Source organism: Bradyrhizobium campsiandrae (genome assembly GCF_014529705.1).
Taxonomy (GTDB): domain Bacteria; phylum Pseudomonadota; class Alphaproteobacteria; order Rhizobiales; family Xanthobacteraceae; genus Bradyrhizobium; species Bradyrhizobium campsiandrae.
The window spans coordinates 23,455-44,201 of the sequence record NZ_JAANIH010000009.1; the positions used below are offsets into that span (position 1 = coordinate 23,455).

A 20,747-nucleotide genomic window follows, 5' to 3' on the forward strand; every position below is an offset into this window, starting at 1 on the left:
TCCGATCGCACTAGAGCCGGCAGAGATGGACAGTCGGTAACCGGCTGCGCCCGGGTTCCCGGAATGGTGAACGGAGAATGTCTGCGGCTGCTCACATTTCTCGCGTATGAGCGATGACGCCAAGGCCGATCACGCCGGCGGCAAGCAGCAGCACCGCAGCCGATATGATTAGCGATTGGTGAAGGCCGGTCATGAACGCGCGATCGGACGCCACCAGCGAGCCGAATAGGGCGACACCAAGCACGCTGCCAGTTTGCCGCGTCGCGTTGAGGACGCCCGCAGCGATACCCGAGCGCGCCTTCTCGACGCTGCCGAGCAAAGTCGAGGTCAGCGGCGGTACCAGGAGGCCAAGCCCGCTGCTGATCGCGATCATCTGCGCAACGATCGCTGAGTAGCTCGTCCCGGCCTCGATCCAGACGAGGCCAAGACAGCCGAACGCAGAAATGCATGCGCCGGCCACGATGGTCGGACACGGGCCGATACGCTCGGCCAGGCGCGGTGCCAGCAGGTTGACCGGCAGCACTACGCCCATCATCGGCACGAAGGCAAGCCCGGTCCACCATGCTGACAGGCCGTTGATCCGCTGGAAGTAGACGCTCAGCACGAAGATCAGGCCATAGATCGCGATGTTGACGAGGAGGCCGACGATCGTGGTCAGCGTAAACAGCCGATGACTGAACAAGGACAGCGGCAGCATCGGCTGCTCGGCGCGGCCCTCGCGCCAGACGAACAGGGCAGCGAGGATGGCGGAGGTCGCGAACGCCGCGATCACCGCCGGATGGTCCCATCCAAGCGCACCGGCTTCGATGATCGCACCAGCGAGCGCGCCCAGCGCTCCGATCGCGGCGAGCTGGCCGGGCAGATCGATCTCGCGCGAGCGCGCCCGCGTGGTCTCGGTCGCATAGCGCCAGCTAAGCCACAGGCCTGCGAGGCCAATCGGCAGATTGACGAGGAATATCGCCCGCCAGCCGACCAGCGTGATCAGCGCACCGCCGACGAAGGGGCCGGCCGTCAGCGCCAGGCTCGCACCTGCGGCCCAGACCGCAACGGCACGGCCGCGCGCGCGATCATCCGTATACGCGTGATTGAGCAGCGCCAGCGAATTCGGCACCAGGATTGCCGCCGCCAGCCCCTGCACCAGCCGCGCCCCGATCAGCACGATGGCGTTGGGAGACAGTGCGCAGGCCAATGAAGCCGCAGTGAAGAGCGCGAATCCCGCCATGAAGATGCGCTTGGCGCCGATGCGATCGCCCAGTGCTCCGGCCGTCAGGATGAACGCGGCAAAAGCGATGGTGTAGGCGCTGACCACCCATTGCAGTTCCGCGACGCCGCCGCCGAGCGTCTTGCTCATGGCGTCGAGCGCAGTGTTGACGATGGTGACGTCGAGCTGCACGACGCCATAGCCGAGGCTCATCGCGGCCAGCGTCAACGAGGTTGCAAGGCGCGATGGGGTGCGGGACGCGCCGGTCGCGAGGGTCTCATATTTGGCGGTATTGGCTTTGGCGGTATTGGCTCGCATGCTGCCACCTCGATTGCAGCCCCATACGACTTAATACGCCGGCTCCGCGCTATCATGTTTCGACATCAGATGAATGATGAAAACCCGAAACACGAGCGCCGCGCGGGAGAACCGCGCGGCGCTATCGAGAACCTCTTAAGGCTTAACTCGCCGCGCGCAGGTTGACCTTGCTCTCGGCCAGCGTCGTCAGCTTCTTGTCGGTTGCCTTCTCTTCCTCGAGCGTCTTGGCGAGCACGGCGGCGCAGTCGCTGCGGCCAAGCTGCTTCGCCCAGGCGATCAGGCTGCCATAGCGGACGATCTCGTAATGTTCGGCGGCCTGCGCCGCGTTGATCAACGCCGCATCGAGCACGGCCTTGTCCGCGACTTCGCCGGCGGTTTCGTCGGCCTCCTCGATGATGCCGTCGATCGCGGGGCAGTCGACCGCCTTCACCTGCACGCCGTGCATCTTGAACACTTCCTCAAGCCGCGTGACGTGTTGCTTGGTTTCTTCAAGGTGCGTCAAAAAGCCCTGTTTCAGCTGCGGATCGGTCGCCTTGTCGGCCATTTTCGGCAGCGCCTTGGTGAGCTGCTGCTCGGCGTAATAGATGTCCTGCAGCTGATGCACGAACAGGTCGTTCATGGTCTTGATGTCTTTTGTGAACAATCCCATCGCTCGGATCCTCGCGAGTTTTCGGGAACACGACCGCTCCGGCTTACACGAAAGCCGCTTGTTTCGCCGTGTTCGGTTGCTGATGGGCGGTAACCTGCACACGGCGCCGTCGTTCCAAACAAAGTCGCCGGGCTTTGCGCTGGAACAATGCTTGTGGGCGCGGGATCTGAAACCATTTAAACACCAAGGGCGCGCCGCCGAAGCACTCCTCTTTCGACTCACATGCTTAACGCGCGCGTGATGTGAACGACGTATGACAAAAACGGCCGATCCGGTGCGATCCTGTTCTTGTCAAGGGCTGCACAAGTCGCTGTTTTTGCCTTAATGAGCTACGAAGATACCTAGCGATCGGCGCCCGTTTTTGGCAACGATCACACCCGACCTGCCAACGGCCCGATCGGGTCGGTTTTGCCCCCCGCCGGGAGGATGAATGCACGGACTGCTGCCCGCGCTGAAACGCGGCTTCAAGAAATGGATCGGCTGGCGACGGCTGGGAATTGCCGCGAGCGTCGTGATCATCGCTTTCGCGGTCACCACGCTTGTGCGGACCCTCCACGGCATCGACAGGGGCGCCATCCTCACGGCGCTGACCGATATCCCTCGCGGCAACATCGGGCTGGCCGCGATCTGCGTCTTCTTCGCGTTCTGCACCCTGACCTTCTACGACTTTTTTGCGCTGCGAACGATCGGCAAGAAGCACGTTCCTTACCGCATTGCAGCGCTATCGAGCTTCACGTCCTATTCGATCGGCCACAACATCGGCGCCACGGTCTTCACCGGCGGCGCGATCCGTTTCCGGATCTACTCGGACTATGGCCTGAACGCGATCGATGTCGCCAAGATCTGCTTCCTCTCCGGCCTGACGTTCTGGCTCGGTAACATCTTCGTGCTGTCGATCGGCATGGCCGTCCATCCGGACGCAGCCTCCTACATGGATCAACTGCCCTCGTCGATTAACCGGCTGATCGCATTCGGCGGCCTCGCCTCGATCGCCGCCTATCTGATTTGGCTCAGCATGGGCGAGAAGCGCCGCGAACTCGGCCAGAAGGGCTGGAAGGTGGTGCTGCCATCGGCGCCGCTGACGCTGGTGCAGATCCTGATCGGCGTGGTCGATCTCGGCTTCTGCGCCTTTGCGATGTATTTGCTGATACCGGCCAATCCCCCGATCGATTTCCTGTCGCTCGCGGTGGTATTCATCCTGGCGACGCTGCTTGGCTTCGCCAGCCATGCGCCCGGCTCGATCGGCGTATTCGACGCCGCCATGCTGGTGGCGCTGCCCGAGTTCGGCCGCGAGCAGTTGCTGGCGACCCTGCTGGTCTTCCGCATTCTCTATTTCGTGATCCCGTTCGGCCTCGCCATCTCCATCATGGGCACGCGCGAGCTCTGGATGAACGTGGTCCAGCCCTGGCAGGAACGGCGACGGCTGGCGGAAGCCTGCGCGCAGGCCAACCTGCCCAAGCAGGTCACGGCGATGGAGCATCAGCGGTCGCTGCGCCAGGCCAGCAAACGTTAACCCGGCCAGCGACCAGGCCGGCCGCCTTACAAGCACGGCGGACAAAGGTTGCGGCCAAGGGAGCTATGCCCTCTTATTTCCGCCTCAACTTTGCCGTTGAAGACGCGGGCCATGATCCCTGTTTCCTTTCGCCGATTTTGTGCGGGCGCCCTGCTGTTGGCCGGACTCCTCGCCATTTTGCCCCCTCAGCCCGCAGCCGCCCAGGATGCCGGCGCCATGCAGATCAATTGGGAGGTCCGCAACCGCTTCCGCCTGTTTCGCGAGGAGCGCGACTTCCTGCTGCATGTCGAGAATGCGCGTAACCGCAACATCCTCGCCGCCGAGCAGTCCCTGGAGCTGCAGAGCGAGGGCCGCGGCTGGGCCCGCAACATGGTCAACCGGCTCTGCATCGACCTCCAAGGCCGGGTCAACCAGCCCTGCACCCGCGACAACGTCAAAGAGAATTACATCACCCCGATCGACCACCCCATCACCGTGCGTCTGACGGGCGCGGTGCCGGTCGGCGCCACCTGTGCATGGTCGTTCGACGACGGTGACGGGGCGCAGACTTCGACCTTCGACTGCGCCGAGCCGATCAATCTGCGGGTGCGCTACGGCAAGCAGACGGTGGCAACCGTCGACGTCGCCTCCGGCTCCGATCCGAGCCAGCGTCTCCAGGCCGAGATCCAGGTCCGCGACATCTTCATCGCCGGCCTCGGCGACAGCATCGCCTCCGGCGAAGGCAATCCGGATCGGCCGCTGGCCCTGTCGGACGAAGGTTTCTGCTTCCGCTCCTATCTCGGCACCGCGGGCGCACAATATTACCGGCCGAGCCGCGCGGGCTTCAAGGGCGGCCGCGCCTGCGAGGCGCCGGACACGCTGGCCAACTGGCAGCATTACAGCGCGCTCTGGTTCAACTCGCCCTGCCACCGCTCGCTCTACAGCTACCAGGCCCGCACCGCGCTCGCGCTCGCGGTGCGCTACACCCATATCGCCGTCACCTATCTGCCGCTCGCCTGCACCGGAGCCAGCATCAGCGACGGGCTACTCGGCTCGCAGCGCGCCCGAGAATGCCCGCCCGGCAAGTCCGGCGTCTGCAACACCAGCGTCAATGCCCAGGTCGCCGAGCTCCGCGAAGCAGTCACGGCAGCCAAGAAGCGCCAGCCCGATCGCAATCTCGATCTCGTCCTGCTCTCGATTGGCGCCAACGACGTCTACTTCTCCGGGCTCGTCGCCGACGTCATCGTCGACACCGCGACCGAGCGCGCGCTGTTCCGCCGCTCCGGCGTGATGGCGAGCGTCGACGATTCCCGCGACGCGCTCCAGCGCGAGCTGCCGCAGAATTTCGTCAAGCTGCGCGAGGCGCTGAAGCCTCTGGTCGGCGGCGATCTCTCGCATGTGGTTTACGTCTCCTATGCCAATCCCGCGCTGGCTGATGGCGGCGTGCCTTGCCGCGGCGGCCGCGGCGGCTTCGACATCCATCCTGCCTTCAACGCCGATCCGCAGCGCCTCGCCCGCGTGTCGACCTTCGTCGACACCGAATTCCTGCCGCAGCTGAAGGGGCTCGCCACCTGCACGCGCGGCGCGTTGTGCCGCGATCCCGAGGCTGACCGCATGACCTTCGTCGATGCGCACCAGACCGCGTTCGCCGATCACGGCTTCTGCGCCCATTCCGGCAACGATCCCGAATTCGATCGCACCTGCTTTGCCGAAAACGGCCAGAGCTTCGATCCGGACATTGTCAGCGCGGCGAGCCAGCCGATGCTGTGCGGCCGCGGCGCCTCGGAATATCGCGCCTATCTGCCGCGGGCACGCTGGATCCGCGACGCCAATGACAGCTATTTCGCGGCAATGACTTATCCGCAAGGCCTACCTGCAGCGAGCCAGCCGACCGACATCCACGACGCGACCTGGGGCGTGCTCTCGGCCGTCTATGGCGGCGCTGTGCATCCGAGCGCCGAAGGCCATGCCGCGATGGCGGATGCCACGCTGCCGGCCGCGAGCGCCGTGCTTGGCCTCGACGCCGTGCCGCCGAACGTCACGCGCGGACTGCTTGTTCCACTCCTGCCGGGCGCTCAGCAATAAGCCGCGCGCGGAATCGTTCAGTTTCCCGCTCGCTAGAAATTGATCCGCTGCCGTCAATTGAGTCTATTCCATTCAGGGCAGGTTCAGCCGGCCGGCGCATGATGACACGCCTCTTGAGATCTGGGCGTTCTCGTACCGTCCGAACCCATCGGGACCGATCGTGGATAGCAGCAGCGGATATCGTCGATGGTCGCGCCTCGCGGCGCTCGTGGCGCTCGCCACCGGCCTGAGCTCGAACATCGCTCGCGCTGAGGATCTCAATCCGCATGATCTCGCCTTGCTCGATCGGCTGACGTTCGGCGTCAGCACCTCGAGCGCCATGCACATGCACGGCATCGGCGCCGAGCGTTGGCTCCAGGAGCAGCTGCATCCGGCCGGCAACCCGGCGCTGCCCGAGGCCGCCAAGTCGCAGATCGAGGTGATGCCCGACGTTCACAGCTTCCCGTTCGACATTGCGGTTGCCTTCGAGCAGCAATCCAAGAGCGCCAACCAGGTCGTCGATCCCGAGCAGAAGAAAGCCGCCCAGCAGGTGTTTCAGCAGGCGATGAACGAGCGCGCCAAGCAGGCCGCGGCACGCACCATCCTGCGCGCGCTCTACGCTCCGGACCAGCTGCGCGAGCGCATGGTCTGGTTCTGGTTCAATCATTTCAACGTCCACCAGTACAAGTCGAATCTGCGCGTGCTGGTGGGCGACTATGTCGACCACGCCATTCGCCCCAATTCGCTCGGCAAGTTTCGTGACCTGCTCGCGGCGACCGTTCGCCATCCCGCGATGCTGCGCTATCTCGACAATGCCGACAACGCCGCCGGTCACCTCAACGAAAACTACGCGCGCGAGATCATGGAGCTGCACACCATGGGCGTCGGCTCCGGCTACACGCAGGCCGACGTCGAGGCACTGGCGAAGATTCTCACTGGCGTTGGCATCGACACCAAACCGGAAGACCCGAAGCTCAAACCGGAATTGCAGTCGCAGCTGGTGCGCGAGGGTGCCTTCGAGTTCAATCCGTCCCGTCACGACTACAGCGACAAGTCCCTTCTTGGTCACACCATCAAGGGACGCGGGCTCGCCGAGGTCGACGAGGCCATCGACATCCTGGTGCACCATCCCGCGACCGCGAGCCATGTCTCGCGCAAGATCGCGACCTACTTCGTCTCGGACAATCCGCCGGAAGCGCTCGTGCAGCGGATGGCGCAGACATTCAAGTCCACCGACGGCGACATTGCCTCTGTCCTCGCCATCATGATCCATTCACCCGAATTCGAGGCCGCGCTGAAGCCCGGCACCCGCTTCAAGGATCCCGTGCAATACGTGCTGTCGGCGGTCCGTCTGGCCTATGACGACAGGGTGATTCTGAACACGGCACCGATCCAGGGCTGGATCAATCGCCTCGGCGAGGGCCTGTTCAATCACGAGACGCCGGACGGCTACGCCCTGACCTCGGCGTCGTGGAGCGGTCCTGGGCAGATGATGGTTCGCTTCGAGATCGCGCGTCAGATCGGATCCGGCTCCTCCGGCCTGTTCAAATCCGACGGTCCCAACCCGGTCGAGCAGCCTGCGTTCCCGCTGCTCCAGAACGCGCTCTACTTCAACGGACTTCGCAAGACGCTCGGCCCGACGACGCTGGCATCGCTCGACCGGGCCATTTCACCACAGGACTGGAATACGCTGTTTCTATCGTCACCGGAATTCATGCACTGAGCCACGGAGATCGCCATGAACCGCCGCAAGCTGATCAAGTCGTTTGCCGCGCTGGCCCCGCTCACGGTGGCGGGCCGCGTTTGGGCTGCGCCGGCGACCGATGCCCGCATGCTGGTCGTGTTCTTGCGCGGTGCCTATGATGCGGCAAATGTCGTCGTGCCGGTCTCGAGTGATTTCTATCGCGCCTCGCGGCCGACCCTCGCCATCGCCAAGCCCGATGTCGGCAATCCCAATTCCGCACTCGCGCTCGACGCCGATTGGGGACTGCATCCGGCCTTGCGCGACAGCATCTATCCGCTCTGGGCCAAGCGCGAGATCGCCTTCATTCCCTTCGCCGGCACCAGCGACGACCTGACACGGAGCCATTTCGAGACCCAGGACACGATCGAGCTCGGCCAGTCCGCCGGCGGCTCGCGCGACTATCGCTCTGGCTTCATGAGCCGGCTCGCCGCCGAGCTGACCCGCGTCAAGCCGATCGCGTTCACCGATCAGCTGCCGCTGATCTTCCGCGGCAAATCGCAGGTGCCAAATACAGGCATCAACAACGTTGCCAAACCCGGCGTCGACGACCGCCAGGCCGATCTGATCAAGAAGATGTATGCCCAGTCCAATCTGGCCTCTTCGGTCTCGGAAGGTTTTCGCGTGCGCGACGACGTCTACCGCTCGGTCTCCGAGGAGATGAATGCTGCCAATCGCGGCGCGGTGTCGCCGCGCGGCTTCGAACTGTCGGCGCGGCGTATCGGCCGCTTGATGCGCGAGCAGTTCAATCTCGGTTTCGTCGACGTCGGCGGTTGGGACACCCATGTCAACCAGGGCGCAGCCACCGGCTATCTCGCCGACCGGCTCGGCGAGCTCGGTCGTGCGCTGGTCGGCTTCTCCGAGGAGGTCGGGCCTGCGGCCTGGCGCGATACGGTCGTCGTCGTGATCTCCGAATTCGGCCGCACCTTTCGCGAGAACGGCGACCGCGGCACCGACCATGGCCATGGCAGCGTCTATTGGGTGCTCGGCGGCGGCATCAATGGCGGCCGCATCCTCGGCGAGCAGGTCAAGGTCGAGCAGCCACACCTGTTCCAGAACCGCGACTATCCCGTGCTGACCGACTATCGCGCGCTGTTTGCCGATCTGTTCGGCCACGTCTTCGGTCTTGGCAACGAGAGCCTGCAGCGCATTTTCACCGGCGTGCATCCGACCAACCTGGCATTGGTTTAGCTGCTCCTGCTGACACGCCGTCCTGCGCTTGACGCGGCTTTCCGGCCGCGTTCGCAGGACCTGCCGTTTCATCAATTCAAAATCGGCATCAATCGATACTCCCTTCAACTTGGACACTTTCCTGCGCGCGCCTCTAGGAGTCGTCGTGAGGAAACAATTCGAGTTCTAAGGAGGCGCCCGATGAGCGCAGTGGTGTCCGCAACGGACGCGAGGAGGTCTCGCGTCAGACTGTTCATCGTGACCATGCTGTTCCTGGTCACTACGGTGAACTACGCCGACCGTGCCACGCTCTCGATCGCCGGCCCCGCGCTGTCCAAGGAACTTCATCTCGATCCCGTCGCGATGGGCTGGATTTTCTCGGCCTTCGGCTGGTCCTATGTGGCCGCGCAGGTGCCGGGCGGCTGGCTGCTCGACCGCTACGGCTCGCGCCTCGTCTATGCCTTCAGCATCATTGTCTGGTCACTGTTCACGATGATGCAGGGCTGGGTCGGCCTCCTCAGCGCCGGTGCCGCCATCATCGTGCTGTTCGCGCTTCGCCTCCTGGTCGGCATCGCTGAAGCTCCGTCCTTCCCCGCCAACGCCCGCATCGTCGCAGCCTGGTTTCCCGGCAACGAGCGCGGTACCGCATCGGCCTTCTTCAATTCGGGGCAATATTTCGCCACCGTGATCTTCGCGCCGCTGATGGGCTGGATCGCGCATGATTACGGCTGGCGCTACGTCTTCTCTGTGATGGGCGCGCTCGGAGTAGTCATGGGCCTCGTCTGGCTCAGGACCGTTTACGGTCCGAAGGAGCATCCTGGTATCAACGAGGCCGAGTTCGATTACATCAGGGACGGCGGCGCGCTGGTCGATCTCGACGCGCCCAAGGAGAAGCGCGCGCCCGAGGCCGGCTCCGGGTGGGACCACATCCGCCAGCTGCTCTCCAACCGCATGATGCTTGGCGTCTATCTCGGCCAATACTGCATCAACACCCTGACCTATTTCTTCCTGACCTGGTTCCCGGTCTATCTCGTCAAGGAGCGCGGCCTCTCGATCCTGCAAGCCGGCTTCATCGCCACACTGCCAGCGCTGTGCGGCTTCATTGGCGGCGTGCTTGGCGGCATCATCTCCGACGCCATCCTGCGCAGGACCGGCTCGCTGACCATGGCGCGCAAGATTCCGATCGTCGGCGGCATGCTGCTGTCGATGTCGATCATCGCCTGCAACTATGTCGAGGGACAGGCGCTGGTGGTCGGCTTCATGGCGCTCGCCTTCTTCGGCAAGGGCATCGGTGCGCTCGGCTGGGCCGTCGTCTCCGACACGTCGCCCAGCGAAGCCGGCGGCGTATCCGGTGGCCTGTTCAATGCCTTCGGCAATCTCTCCTCGATCACCACGCCGATCGTGATCGGCTACATCGTGGCTGCGACCGGCTCCTTCAACGGCGCCCTGGTCTTCGTCGGCATCAACGCGCTGGTGGCGGCGTTCGCCTATCTCGTGGTCGTGGGCAGGATCGAGCGGGTGATGCTCAAACGTTCCTCCTGAGCGCTCCGGAACAAGCGGAGCGGGACAGGCAACTCAACGGCGGCTGTCAAAGGCCGCCGTCTTTGTTTAAGGAGAGATCGATGCTAGAAGTGCCGGAGAAACGCCTTATCCATCTAAGGCATGTATCGATGTTCGACCTCAACCAGCTCCGCTGTTTCGTCACGGTGGCGGAGGAACTGCATTTCGGCCGCGCCGCCGCGCGGCTGAACATGACCCAGCCGCCACTGTCCCGGCAAATCCAGGTGCTTGAGCACATCATCGACGCGCCGCTGCTGGAGCGCACCAGCCGCTCGGTGCGCCTGACACCGGCGGGCCGCAGCTTCCTCCCCGAAGCGCGGCGCATCCTGAAGCTCGCCGAAAGCGCTTCGCAGGTCGCCCGCCGCATCGCACTCGGCAAGACCGGCTCGCTGAAGATCGGCTTCACGGCCGCGGCCGCCTACGGCTTCCTGCCCGAACTGGTCGCGGCCTGCCGCGCCAAGCTGCCGGAGGTCGATTTCTCGCTGAAGGAGATGGTCTCCGGCGACCAGTTCGAAGCGCTGACCTCGGGCCAGATCGATGCCGGCCTGCTGCGGCCGCCGATCGCGCGGCCGGAGCTCGCCAGCCGCCGCGTCGTCGCCGAGCCCCTGCTCGCTGCGATCCCGAAGAAGCATCCGCTGGCCAATGCCGAGAACATCACGGTCAAGGATTTCGACGACCAGCCCTTCGTGATGTATTCGCCCTATGAGAGCCGCTACTTCCACGATCTCCTTGTGGCGCTGTTCACCCGCGCCGACATACTGCCGCGTTATGTCCAGCATTTGAGTCAGATCCATTCGATCCTGGCGATGGTGCGCGCCGGTCTTGGCCTTGCCATCGTACCGGCGGCGGCCGCCGGGCTGAAAATCTCCGACGTCCGGCTGCGGCCGCTGAAGCTGCGCAACCGCGTGCCGGTCGAGCTCTTCATGGTCTGGCGCCGCGACGACGAGAACCCGCTGCTGTCGGCGCTGGTCAAGATCGCCGGTGAATTGTCGTCCGTGGAGGTCGTGGAGGATTGATGCTCAATCCGCATCGGTCGATATAGGCTTTGGCTTGGACGCGCATCGAACGCTTGCCTAAACAGCGGCCATGGACGCGTGCCTCAGTGAGCGTCCCCGACACACACGACAGCAGGGAGCAGCGCCCATGAGCAAGATGACCCCGCAGGAAATGGCCCAGAAGATCGGATCGGGCCTCCTGTCCTTCCCCGTCACGCCATTCAAGGCGGACTATTCCTTCGACGAAGCGACCTACCGCGCCAATATGGACTGGCTGTGCGGCTACAACGTCGCAGGCCTGTTCGCCGCCGGCGGCACCGGCGAGTTCTTCTCGCTGACCCCGACCGAGGTCCCTGAGGTGGTCAAGGTCGCCGTCGACGAGACCAAGGGCCGCGTGCCCGTGCTCGCCGGCACCGGCTATGGCACCGCGATTGCGCGCGAGATCGCCGTCGGGGCGGAGAAGGCCGGCGCGGACGGCCTGCTGCTGCTGCCGCCCTACCTCACCCATTCCGAACAGGAGGGCCTCGCCGCTCATGTCGAGGCCGTCTGCGCCTCCGTGAAGATCGGCGTCATCGTCTACAACAGAGACAACGCCATCCTGCAGCCCGACACGCTGGCCCGCCTCGCCGAGCGCTGCCCGAACCTCGTCGGCTACAAGGACGGCATCGGCGACATCGAGCTGATGACCCGCGTCTACACCAACCTCGGCGACCGCCTGACCTATGTCGGTGGCCTGCCGACCGCCGAGACCTTCGCGCTGCCCTATCTCGACATGGGCGTGACGACCTATTCCTCGGCCGTGTTCAATTTCGTGCCCGAGTTCGCCACCAATTTCTACGCCGCTGTGCGCAAGCGCGACCATGCCACGATCCATGCCGGGCTAAAGGATTTCATCCTGCCGCTGATCGCGATCCGCAATCGCAAGAAGGGCTATGCGGTCTCGATCATCAAGGCCGGCATGAAGGTGATTGGCCGCGATTCCGGACCGGTCCGCCCGCCGCTCACCGACCTGACCGAGCAGGAGATGGCGGAACTGACGGCGCTGGTGCAGAATCTGCCCGCCATCCGATCGTCACAACAGGCTGCTGAATAACAAACGACAACCGGGAGGATCGTGCGATGGCCCAGACTGCAATTTCCGGAGCGCCAGTCGTCACAGCGATGCAGGTGATTCCAGTCGCGGGCCGCGACAGCATGCTCCTCAATCTAAGCGGCGCGCACGCGCCGTTCTTCACCCGTAACATCGTCATCCTCACCGACAATGCCGGCCACACCGGTGTCGGCGAGGTGCCGGGCGGGCAAAAGATCTGGCAGACCCTGCAGGACGCCAGGGATCTCGTGATCGGCAAGACCGTCGGCGCGATGAACAACATCCTCGCCGATATCAGAACGACCTTCGCCGACCGCGACGCCGGCGGCCGTGGCAAGCAGACGTTTGATCTTCGCGTGATGATCCACGCGGTCACTGCGATCGAATCCGCCCTGCTCGACCTGCTCGGCCAGCACCTCAATCTGCCTGTCGCCGCCCTGCTCGGCGAAGGCCAGCAGCGCAACAGCGTCGAAACGCTCGGCTATCTCTTCTTCGTCGGCGATCGGCGTAAGTCCAAGCTCGACTACGTCACCGGCGAGACCGGCAAGGCGGAATGGTTTAACCTCCGCCATCAGGAGGCGATGACCCCGGAGACCGTGGTGCGGCTCGCGGAGGCCACGCAGGACCATTACGGCTTCGCCGATTTCAAGCTCAAGGGCGGCGTGCTCCGCGGCGAACAGGAGATTGAGGCGGTCACGGCCATCGCCAAGCGTTTTCCCAACGCGCGCGTCACGCTCGATCCCAATGGCGCCTGGTCGCTCGACGAGGCCATCAGCCTCTGCAAGAACATGCACGGCATCCTCGCCTATGCCGAGGACCCCTGCGGTGCCGAGGCGGGCTTCTCCGGCCGCGAGATCATGGCCGAGTTCCGCCGCGCCACGGGGCTGCCGACCGCGACCAACATGATTGCCACCGACTGGCGGCAGCTCAGCCACGCCCTGCGCCTGGGCGCGGTGGACATTCCACTGGCCGATCCCCATTTCTGGACCATGCAAGGCTCCGTCCGCGTCGCCCAGACCTGCCGTGACAACGGCCTGACCTGGGGCTCGCACTCCAACAACCACTTCGACATTTCGCTGGCGATGTTCACCCATGTCGGCGCCGCCGCTCCGGGCAAGGTGACCGCGATCGACACCCACTGGATCTGGCAGGATGGCCAGGCGCTGACCAAGGAGCCGCTACTGATCCGCGGTGGCAAGATCGCGGTTCCGGATCGCCCGGGTCTCGGCATCGAGATCGACAGCGCGGCCATCGAGGCCGCGCATGAGCTTTACAAGAAGCATGGACTCGGTGCCCGCGATGACGCTATTGCCATGCAGGATCTGATCCCGGGCTGGAGCTTTGACGACAAGCGTCCCTGCCTCGTGCGTTAGAAACTCTGGAGGAATGAGATGACTGCGATCCTGAAAAACTTCATCGGCGGCGAGTGGGTCGATGGCTCCGGCGTCACCAGGAACATCAACCCCTCCAACACCAACGATCTCGTCGGCGAATACGCCAAGGCCGACAAGGCGCAGACCGAGAAGGCGATCGCCGCCGCGAAGGCCGCGTTCCCCGCCTGGGCGCAGTCGACCCCGCAGGTGCGCTACGACGCGCTGAACAAGATTTCCACCGAAATCCTCGCCCGAAAAGAAGAGCTTGGCAAACTCCTCGCCCGCGAGGAAGGCAAGACGCTGCCCGAGGGCATCGGCGAGGTCGCCCGCGCCGGCCAGATCTTTGCGTTCTTCGCCGGCGAGGCGCTGCGCCTGATCGGCGAGAAGGGCGCCTCGGTCCGCCCCGGGATCGACGTCGAGCTGACGCGTGAGCCGGTCGGCGTCGTCGGCATGATCACGCCCTGGAATTTCCCGATCGCGATCCCTGCCTGGAAGATCGCGCCCGCGCTCTGCTACGGCAACACCGTCGTGTTCAAGCCGGCCGAGCTGGTGCCCGGCTCGGGCCACGCGCTCGCCGAGATCATCACTCGCTCCGGCATTCCCGCCGGCGTGTTCAATCTCGTGGTCGGCTCCGGCTCCGTCGTCGGCCAGACCCTGCTCGAGCACCCTGACGTTGCCGCGATCTCCTTCACCGGATCGGTGCAGACGGGGCGCAAGATCGCGCAGGCCTGCGTGCTCTCGAACCCGATGAAGAAATTCCAGCTCGAGATGGGCGGCAAGAACCCGCTGGTCGTGCTCGACGACGCCGACCTCAAAACAGCCGTCGAGGTCGCCGTCAACGGCGCCTATTTCTCGACCGGCCAGCGCTGCACCGCCTCCTCGCGCCTGATCGTCACCGAAGGCATCCATGATCGCTTCGTCGCTGCTGTGGCCGAACGCCTGAACAGCCTGTCGGTGGACGATGCGCTCAAGGCCGGCGTGCATATCGGCCCGGTGGTCGACCAGAGCCAGCTCGACCAGGACCTGCGCTACATCAAGATCGGCCAGGACGAGGGCGCCAAGCTCGCCTTCGGCGGTGAGCTGCTCAAGCGCGAGAACCCCGGCCATTACCTGCAGCCGGCGCTGTTCACCGAAGCCAACAACAACATGCGCATCGCGCGTGAAGAGATCTTTGGCCCCGTCGCCGCCGTCATCCGCGCCAAGAACTACGAGGAGGCACTCGCGATCTCCAACGACACCGAGTTCGGCCTCGCCTCCGGCATCTGCACATCAAGCCTGAAATACGCCTCGCACTACAAGCGCAACAGCGAGTCCGGCATGGTCATGGTCAACCTGCCGACCGCCGGCGTCGACTATCACGTGCCGTTCGGCGGCCGGAAGGGCTCGAGCTACGGCGCCCGTGAGCAGGGTTCCTATGCCCGCGAGTTCTACACCACGGTGAAGACGGCTTACACCTATCCGGGTTGATGGGCTGACATCGTAGGGTGGGTTAGCGCAGCGTAACCCACCTCTTCTGCTTCCGCGGACAAAGACAATGGTGGGTTACGCTGCGCTAACCCACCTTACAAATCCCGGAATCCTCCATGGACCAGGACGTCGCAGCAAAAGAACAGCCCCGCTACATCAAGCTCAACGCGCGCGACAACGTCGCGATCGTGGTCAATGATTTCGGGCTTCCCGCCGGCTCCCGCTTTGCCTGCGGGTTGACGCTGCGCGCCTTCGTGCCGCAAGGGCACAAGACCGCCCTGATCGATATCGCACAGGATGAGCCAATCATCCGCTATGGCGAGGTGATCGGCTACGCGCTCTCGCCGATATCGGCCGGCGAATGGGTCGACGAGGCCCGCATCCGCATGCCCGAGGCCCCTGCCCTCGACAAACTGGAAATCTCGACTGCCGTCCCCGCGCCGCTGCCGCCGCTCGAAGGCTTTACTTTCGAGGGCTATCGCAATCCTGATGGGTCGGTCGGCACCAAGAACATCCTCGGCATCTCCTCCTCCGTGCAATGCGTCAAGGGCACGATGGAATATGCGGTGAAGCGCATCCGCGCCGAGCTGCTGCCGAAATATCCTAATGTCGATGACGTCGTGCCGCTGACCCACGCTTATGGCTGCGGCGTCGCCATCACCGCACCCGACGCGGTCGTACCGATCCGCACCCTGCAAAACCTCGCGCTCAACCCGAATTTCGGCGGCGAGATTCTCGTCGTCGGCCTCGGCTGCGAAAAGCTCGCGCCGGAGCGGCTGGTGCCGGAAGGCGTCAGCGACGCCATCGTGCGCATGCAGGACGAGGCCTTTGACGGCTTCGGCGCCATCGTCGATGCGATCATGACCCAGGCCGAGGCACGGCTGAAGGTGCTCAACACCCGCAGGCGCGAGACCCGTCCGGCGTCCGACCTCGTCATCGGCCTGCAATGCGGCGGCAGCGATGCCTTCTCCGGCGTCACCGCCAATCCCGCCGTGGGCTTCGCCGCGGACCTCCTGGTGCGTGCCGGCGCCACCGTGATGTTCTCGGAAGTCACCGAAGTGCGCGACGCGATTCAGCTGCTCACCAGGCGCGCCATCAACGAGGATGTCGGCCGCGCGCTGGTGCGCGAGATGGCCTGGTACGATTCCTACCTCGCCCGCGGCGGCGCCGACCGCAGCGCCAACACGACGCCTGGCAACAAGAAGGGCGGCCTCGCCAACATCGTCGAAAAATCATTGGGCTCGATCGTCAAATCAGGCTCATCAGCCATCACGGGCGTGCTCTCGCCCGGCCAGAAGGCAACGCAGAAGGGCATGCTGTTCGCGGCAACGCCGGCGAGCGACTTCATCTGCGGCACGCTCCAGCTCGCCTCCGGCATGACGTTGCAAGTGTTCACCACCGGACGCGGCACGCCCTATGGCCTCGCGGCTGCGCCTGTGATCAAAGTCGCAACCCGCACCGAGCTGGCGCGTCGCTGGAAGGACCTGATCGATTTCGACGCGGGCGGCATCGCCACCGGTGCCAAGACCATCGAGGAAACCGGCTGGGATCTGTTCCGCCTGATCCTCGACGTCGCCTCCGGCCGGACCAAGCCGTGGTCGGATCGCTGGGGCATCCACAACGACCTCACGCTGTTCAATCCGGCGCCAGTGACGTGAGCGCCGGCATCCGGTGAAACCAGCCTGAAACAAAGGCGCGAAAAGCGTCGCCTTCACTTCATGATGGTCGCGCCACGCAACCAAATAACTCCGTCATTGGACACGAATGTTCGCACACAAGCGAACCTCTCGCAGCCGTGTTGCGACCAAACCTCCGATTGATATCTTCAACGGAGATTTTGAAATGCGTGTTCTTTCGATGATGGCCGTTGCCGGCGCGGTGATTGCAAGCACAGCCAGCGCGTTTGCCGGCGAGTTGCCCTCTTACGAGTCCAAGTCGTTTCCGATCTCGGCAGTGCAGGTGCAAGTGCTCGGTGCCACCGATGTCGAGCAGCAATCGACCCCGGCCGCGATGACCGTCGCTGGGATGCCGGCCTCGCCCGCGCAAATCTCGGTGCTGTCGCCGCGCGTCAAGCGGCTCGCCAGCGCGAGCTCCGACGGCAAGCCGCGCTAGGCATCGCTCTCGGCTGCAGCGTCCGCATCCATTGCGGGCGCCGTCAGCGCCTCAGGTCATGCTTCCTGGCATGAAGCAGCGCACGCGCGGATGACCGTCGATATAGTGCTTCCACACCATGGTGCGGCCGATCTTGTTCGGCTCGGTGATCACGGCACCGTCGGGCACGACGACCCACTCCTCGTCGAGGTGCACGCGGTAATGTCCCTTGTCGGACTCCCAGTCGACATCGGCGACGACATAGCCGTCGGCGTCCGAGCAGCACTGCCCGTACTCGCTGCGCAGGCTCTCGAACCAGGGTTTGAGCGGCGAGTTGGCATAGCGCCCGTCATCGCGCGCGAGCGCCGATGTTGCGAGCGCCGTCATCAGCCCAAGCAGGCTCGCCGCACACAGTCTTGCAAGTCTCATAGCGTCATCTCACCGATCGAAGGCGGCGCCGCGAGGACCAGCCGGCGTCCCCTCACGCCCTCGAACGGGCGCGGAAACGACGACTCGTTCCTCCGGCAGCTTTGCCGACAGCTATGCAAATCCGGCGCCAGCGCGCATTCCGGGGAACTACTGGCGCATGTGCGCCCGGCGTTCGTCCTTCGACGAACGCATCTCTGCCGGAAATGACGGTTGCGTGCGGCAGAAGCCGCGACGGCCGCGCGCCGAGCCTACTGCTTCGGCGCCGGCGCCATTGCGCCGCCCTTCTTCGCGGCGGGTGCCGGCTTCGGCACGGTCGCGGCCGCCTGGGCGGGCAGGTATTTGGCGACGATCGCCGGATCGACCTGCGCGATGTTGGCGTCCGGCAGGCGCGTCCAGGTTTCGTCCTTGCCGAACAGGGAGATGCCGAGGAAGCCTCGCATGGTCAGGGTCTGGCCATCCGGGCTCACCGTCATCTTGGCCTTCCAGATGTTGCCGTCGCGTGGATTGACGACGTTGCCGCCCTCATACTTCAACCCGTCGCGTTTCATGTCGCGAATGAAGGAGAGGCCGAGCACCGGCTGGTCCTTGCGATCGTCGGTACATTTCGAGCAGACCTCGTTCGGGTCGTCGCCGGGGCGCGGAAAGGTCTTTGCGATCACGCCTTCGAAGATGCCGTTGTGGTCGATGAAGAGGAACCATCCCACCGTCTTGCCATTTTCGACCTTCTGCCAAAGGCCCGCGGCAGTCGGCTGCGGGGCTTGCGCCGCGACCGGGCTCATCGCCGCGAGCGCGAACGCGAGGAACGGCAGCAGCCGAAAGCTGGAAAAGAGAGTCCGCATTATCATCACCTTGCTATTCCACGACTGGAATGGCCGCAGACTACGGCGATTTCGCGAACCATTCCAGCACCAGAAACATGGGATCCGATCCGCGGCGGCTGCCGCCGTCAGTTGACTCCGAGCTTCTTTTGCAGGCTGGAGGACGAGGTCGTGTATTGGAACACCAGCCGCTTCTCCGGATAGACATAGCGGTGGGCTTTTTGCGACATCAGCGCGCCCTCGTGGAAGCCGCACAGGATCAGCTTGATCTTGCCGGGATAGGTGTTGATGTCGCCGATGGCGAAGATTCCGGGCACGTTGGTCTCGAACGCCGACGTTTCGACCGGCACCAGATTGTTCTCGAGCGCAATGCCCCAGTTCGCGACCGGCCCGAGCTTCATGGTGAGGCCGAAGAACGGCAGCAGGGTGTCGCAGGCAATCTCGGTGACGCTGTTGTCGTTGCCCTTGACGGTGGCGCCGGTGAGCTTGCCCTCGCCGCCGGCGAGCGCGGTGACCTGGCCGAGCCGCAGATCCATCTTGCCGTCGGCAACCAGCGCGCGCATCTGCTCGACGCTATGGGGCGCGGCGCGAAATTCGTCGCGCCGATGCAGCAGCGTGATGCGCTTCGCGATCGGATGCAGGTTGAGCGTCCAGTCGAGCGCGGAATCGCCGCCGCCGACGATCAGCACGTTCTTGTCGCGGAACGTCTCCATCTTGCGCACGGCGTAGTGAACCGAGGTGCCTTCATAGGCTTCGATCCCCGGCACCGGCGGACGCTTCGGCTGGAACGAGCCGCCGCCGGCGGCGATCACCAGCACCTTGCACTCGAACACCTTGCCCGCGTCGGTGGTGCAACGGAAGGCGGGATCGCCGATCTTCTCCACGGTCTCCACCATCTCGCCGAGATGGAAGGTCGGGTGGAACGGCTTGATCTGCTCCATCAGCGCGTCGGTGAGCCCCTGCCCCGACACCTGCGGAATGCCGGGAATGTCGTAGATCGGCTTCTCCGGATAGAGCTCGGCGCATTGGCCGCCGACCTTGTCGAGGATGTCGACGAAATGCGCCTTCATGTCGAGAAGGCCAAGCTCGAAGGCGGCGAACAGACCGCAAGGGCCGGCGCCAATAATCAGCACATCGGTTTTGATCACGTCGCTCATGTCGTCTCTTTATCGGTCGTTATCGGTTGGACGGCGCCCGTCGGGCAGAGGTGACCCTGCCTGTCTAGCCAACGGGGATGGATCAGGGAAGGCATAAAAGCGGGAGCGCCCCGCGAGCACACCCACTTGCCGGGTCAGGATAACTGGGCTGTAACGGGGCTGGATATGACGGAGATCAATCAGGTGAACGCACCAAGCCGCCTCGATACGACGCCGCGCCTTGAGGACTTCCCCTTTCGCCTCAGCGATATTGTCCGCTTCGGTGATCTCGACCCCAACCAGCACGTCAACAATGCGGTCTACGCCACCTATTTCGAGACCGGCCGCGTCACGCTGATGAAGCTTCCCCAATACGGGCTGACACCGCCTGGCCTCGCCTGGATCATGGTGCGGCTCGACATGCATTTCCGTGCCGAACTGCACTGGCCGAACACGATCGAGCTCGGCCTCGGCGTGGTGAAGCTCGGACGTACATCCGTGACCTTCGAGCAGGTCGTGTTTTCGAACGGGACGTGCATTGCGTCGGCAACGTCGGTCGGCGTGCTGCTCGACGAGGCGACGCGCCGGCCGGCTCCGCTGACCGCGGAGGTGATCGCGAAATTCAAACCCTGGCACAAGCGCGGCATCGAGGTCGCACCGCCGGGCAGCTGATTATCCAGCTACGGGAGAGGCGATCAGGCCTGACGTTCCGGCGTCGAGACGACCAGCCCGTCGAGCTCGTCGGAGACCTTGATCTGGCACGACAGGCGCGAGTTCGGGCGCACGTCGAAGCCGAAGTCGAGCATGTCCTCTTCCATCGGAGTCGGGCTGCCGACCTTCTCGCGCCAGGCTTCGTCGACATAGACATGGCAGGTTGCGCAGGCGCAGGCGCCGCCGCACTCGGCCTCGATGCCGGGAATGCTGTTGCGGATGGCGGCTTCCATCACGGTTGCGCCGTTCTCGATTTCCACCGTGCGGGTTTCGCCCTTGTGGTCGACAAAGTGAATTTTGGCCATGTGTTCTCGTGCTGCCGCGATCTGGGGAAAAAGGAGGGTCCGGGTTGTCCTATAACGGGTCGCTCAGGACCGCGCCATAGCGTTTTCGGGCGAAGTGGATCCCGGTCCTCGTCGAGAAAACGCGTCAAAACAAAAGA

General features: G+C 64.3%; 18 protein-coding genes. 12 read left to right on the forward strand and 6 right to left on the reverse strand.

Going from position 1 to position 20,747, the window contains the following annotated elements:
• Positions 1 to 91: 91 nt before the first annotated feature.
• Together G8O24_RS08605 and G8O24_RS08610 are read right to left on the reverse strand one after the other, a co-directional pair.
• Positions 92 to 1,519, reverse strand: coding sequence for an MFS transporter (locus tag G8O24_RS08605; protein WP_188098344.1), 1,428 nt, complete (start codon positions 1,517 to 1,519; stop codon positions 92 to 94).
• A gap of 142 nt (positions 1,520 to 1,661) precedes the next feature.
• Positions 1,662 to 2,168, reverse strand: a complete 507-nt coding sequence (locus G8O24_RS08610; protein WP_188098345.1) for a YciE/YciF ferroxidase family protein — start codon at positions 2,166 to 2,168, stop codon at positions 1,662 to 1,664.
• Positions 2,169 to 2,598: 430 nt separating this feature from the next.
• Here G8O24_RS08610 and G8O24_RS08615 point away from each other — a divergent pair, with 430 nt between their 5' ends.
• From G8O24_RS08615 to G8O24_RS08665, 11 genes are all read left to right on the forward strand, one after another.
• Positions 2,599 to 3,681 carry a lysylphosphatidylglycerol synthase transmembrane domain-containing protein gene (locus G8O24_RS08615; RefSeq protein ID WP_188098346.1) on the forward strand — a complete coding sequence of 361 codons (1,083 nt, stop codon included), beginning with the start codon at positions 2,599 to 2,601 and terminating at the stop codon, positions 3,679 to 3,681.
• Between the two features lie 111 nt (positions 3,682 to 3,792).
• A complete protein-coding gene (locus G8O24_RS08620; RefSeq protein ID WP_188098347.1) occupies positions 3,793 to 5,745 on the forward strand; it encodes an SGNH/GDSL hydrolase family protein in 1,953 nt (650 codons plus the stop codon).
• Between the two features lie 160 nt (positions 5,746 to 5,905).
• Complete coding sequence (locus G8O24_RS08625; RefSeq protein ID WP_188098348.1) at positions 5,906 to 7,447, forward strand: DUF1800 domain-containing protein; 1,542 nt, start codon at positions 5,906 to 5,908, stop codon at positions 7,445 to 7,447.
• A 15-nt stretch (positions 7,448 to 7,462) separates the two neighbouring features.
• On the forward strand, positions 7,463 to 8,656 hold the full coding sequence (locus G8O24_RS08630) for a DUF1501 domain-containing protein (RefSeq protein ID WP_188098349.1): 1,194 nt from the start codon (positions 7,463 to 7,465) through the stop codon (positions 8,654 to 8,656).
• Between the two features lie 180 nt (positions 8,657 to 8,836).
• A complete protein-coding gene (locus G8O24_RS08635) occupies positions 8,837 to 10,177 on the forward strand; it encodes an MFS transporter (protein WP_188098350.1) in 1,341 nt (446 codons plus the stop codon).
• Between the two features lie 128 nt (positions 10,178 to 10,305).
• A complete protein-coding gene (locus tag G8O24_RS08640) occupies positions 10,306 to 11,211 on the forward strand; it encodes a LysR family transcriptional regulator (RefSeq protein ID WP_188098352.1) in 906 nt (301 codons plus the stop codon).
• A 127-nt stretch (positions 11,212 to 11,338) separates the two neighbouring features.
• The gene (gene kdgD, locus G8O24_RS08645; RefSeq protein ID WP_188098354.1) at positions 11,339 to 12,283 is read left to right on the forward strand and encodes a 5-dehydro-4-deoxyglucarate dehydratase; all 945 of its coding nucleotides are present in this window, start codon (positions 11,339 to 11,341) and stop codon (positions 12,281 to 12,283) included.
• A gap of 26 nt (positions 12,284 to 12,309) precedes the next feature.
• Complete coding sequence (gudD, locus tag G8O24_RS08650) at positions 12,310 to 13,653, forward strand: glucarate dehydratase (protein ID WP_188098356.1); 1,344 nt, start codon at positions 12,310 to 12,312, stop codon at positions 13,651 to 13,653.
• An 18-nt stretch (positions 13,654 to 13,671) separates the two neighbouring features.
• Positions 13,672 to 15,120 carry an aldehyde dehydrogenase family protein gene (locus G8O24_RS08655; RefSeq protein ID WP_188098358.1) on the forward strand — a complete coding sequence of 483 codons (1,449 nt, stop codon included), beginning with the start codon at positions 13,672 to 13,674 and terminating at the stop codon, positions 15,118 to 15,120.
• 116 nt (positions 15,121 to 15,236) lie between these two features.
• Positions 15,237 to 16,778: a galactarate dehydratase gene (gene garD, locus G8O24_RS08660; protein WP_188098360.1), complete on the forward strand. Its 1,542-nt coding sequence runs from the start codon at positions 15,237 to 15,239 to the stop codon at positions 16,776 to 16,778.
• 184 nt (positions 16,779 to 16,962) lie between these two features.
• On the forward strand, positions 16,963 to 17,232 hold the full coding sequence (locus G8O24_RS08665) for a hypothetical protein (protein WP_188098362.1): 270 nt from the start codon (positions 16,963 to 16,965) through the stop codon (positions 17,230 to 17,232).
• 51 nt (positions 17,233 to 17,283) lie between these two features.
• Here G8O24_RS08665 and G8O24_RS08670 read toward each other — a convergent pair whose 3' ends face one another.
• The 3 genes from G8O24_RS08670 to G8O24_RS08680 form a co-directional block, all read right to left on the reverse strand.
• Positions 17,284 to 17,640, reverse strand: coding sequence for a hypothetical protein (locus G8O24_RS08670; protein ID WP_188098364.1), 357 nt, complete (start codon positions 17,638 to 17,640; stop codon positions 17,284 to 17,286).
• Between the two features lie 248 nt (positions 17,641 to 17,888).
• Positions 17,889 to 18,479 (reverse strand): DUF2147 domain-containing protein, encoded by a 591-nt coding sequence (locus G8O24_RS08675; protein WP_188098365.1) that lies wholly within the window; start codon positions 18,477 to 18,479, stop codon positions 17,889 to 17,891.
• 107 nt (positions 18,480 to 18,586) lie between these two features.
• Positions 18,587 to 19,615 (reverse strand): NAD(P)/FAD-dependent oxidoreductase, encoded by a 1,029-nt coding sequence (locus tag G8O24_RS08680; RefSeq protein WP_188098367.1) that lies wholly within the window; start codon positions 19,613 to 19,615, stop codon positions 18,587 to 18,589.
• 183 nt (positions 19,616 to 19,798) lie between these two features.
• Between G8O24_RS08680 and G8O24_RS08685 the strand changes: the two genes are divergently transcribed.
• A complete protein-coding gene (locus tag G8O24_RS08685) occupies positions 19,799 to 20,266 on the forward strand; it encodes an acyl-CoA thioesterase (protein ID WP_188098567.1) in 468 nt (155 codons plus the stop codon).
• A 23-nt stretch (positions 20,267 to 20,289) separates the two neighbouring features.
• Here the strand turns inward: G8O24_RS08685 and G8O24_RS08690 are convergent, their stop codons facing one another.
• Entirely contained in the window at positions 20,290 to 20,610 is a 321-nt protein-coding gene (locus tag G8O24_RS08690; protein ID WP_011088626.1) for a 2Fe-2S iron-sulfur cluster-binding protein, read from the reverse strand.
• Between the last annotated feature and the right edge of the window lie 137 nt (positions 20,611 to 20,747).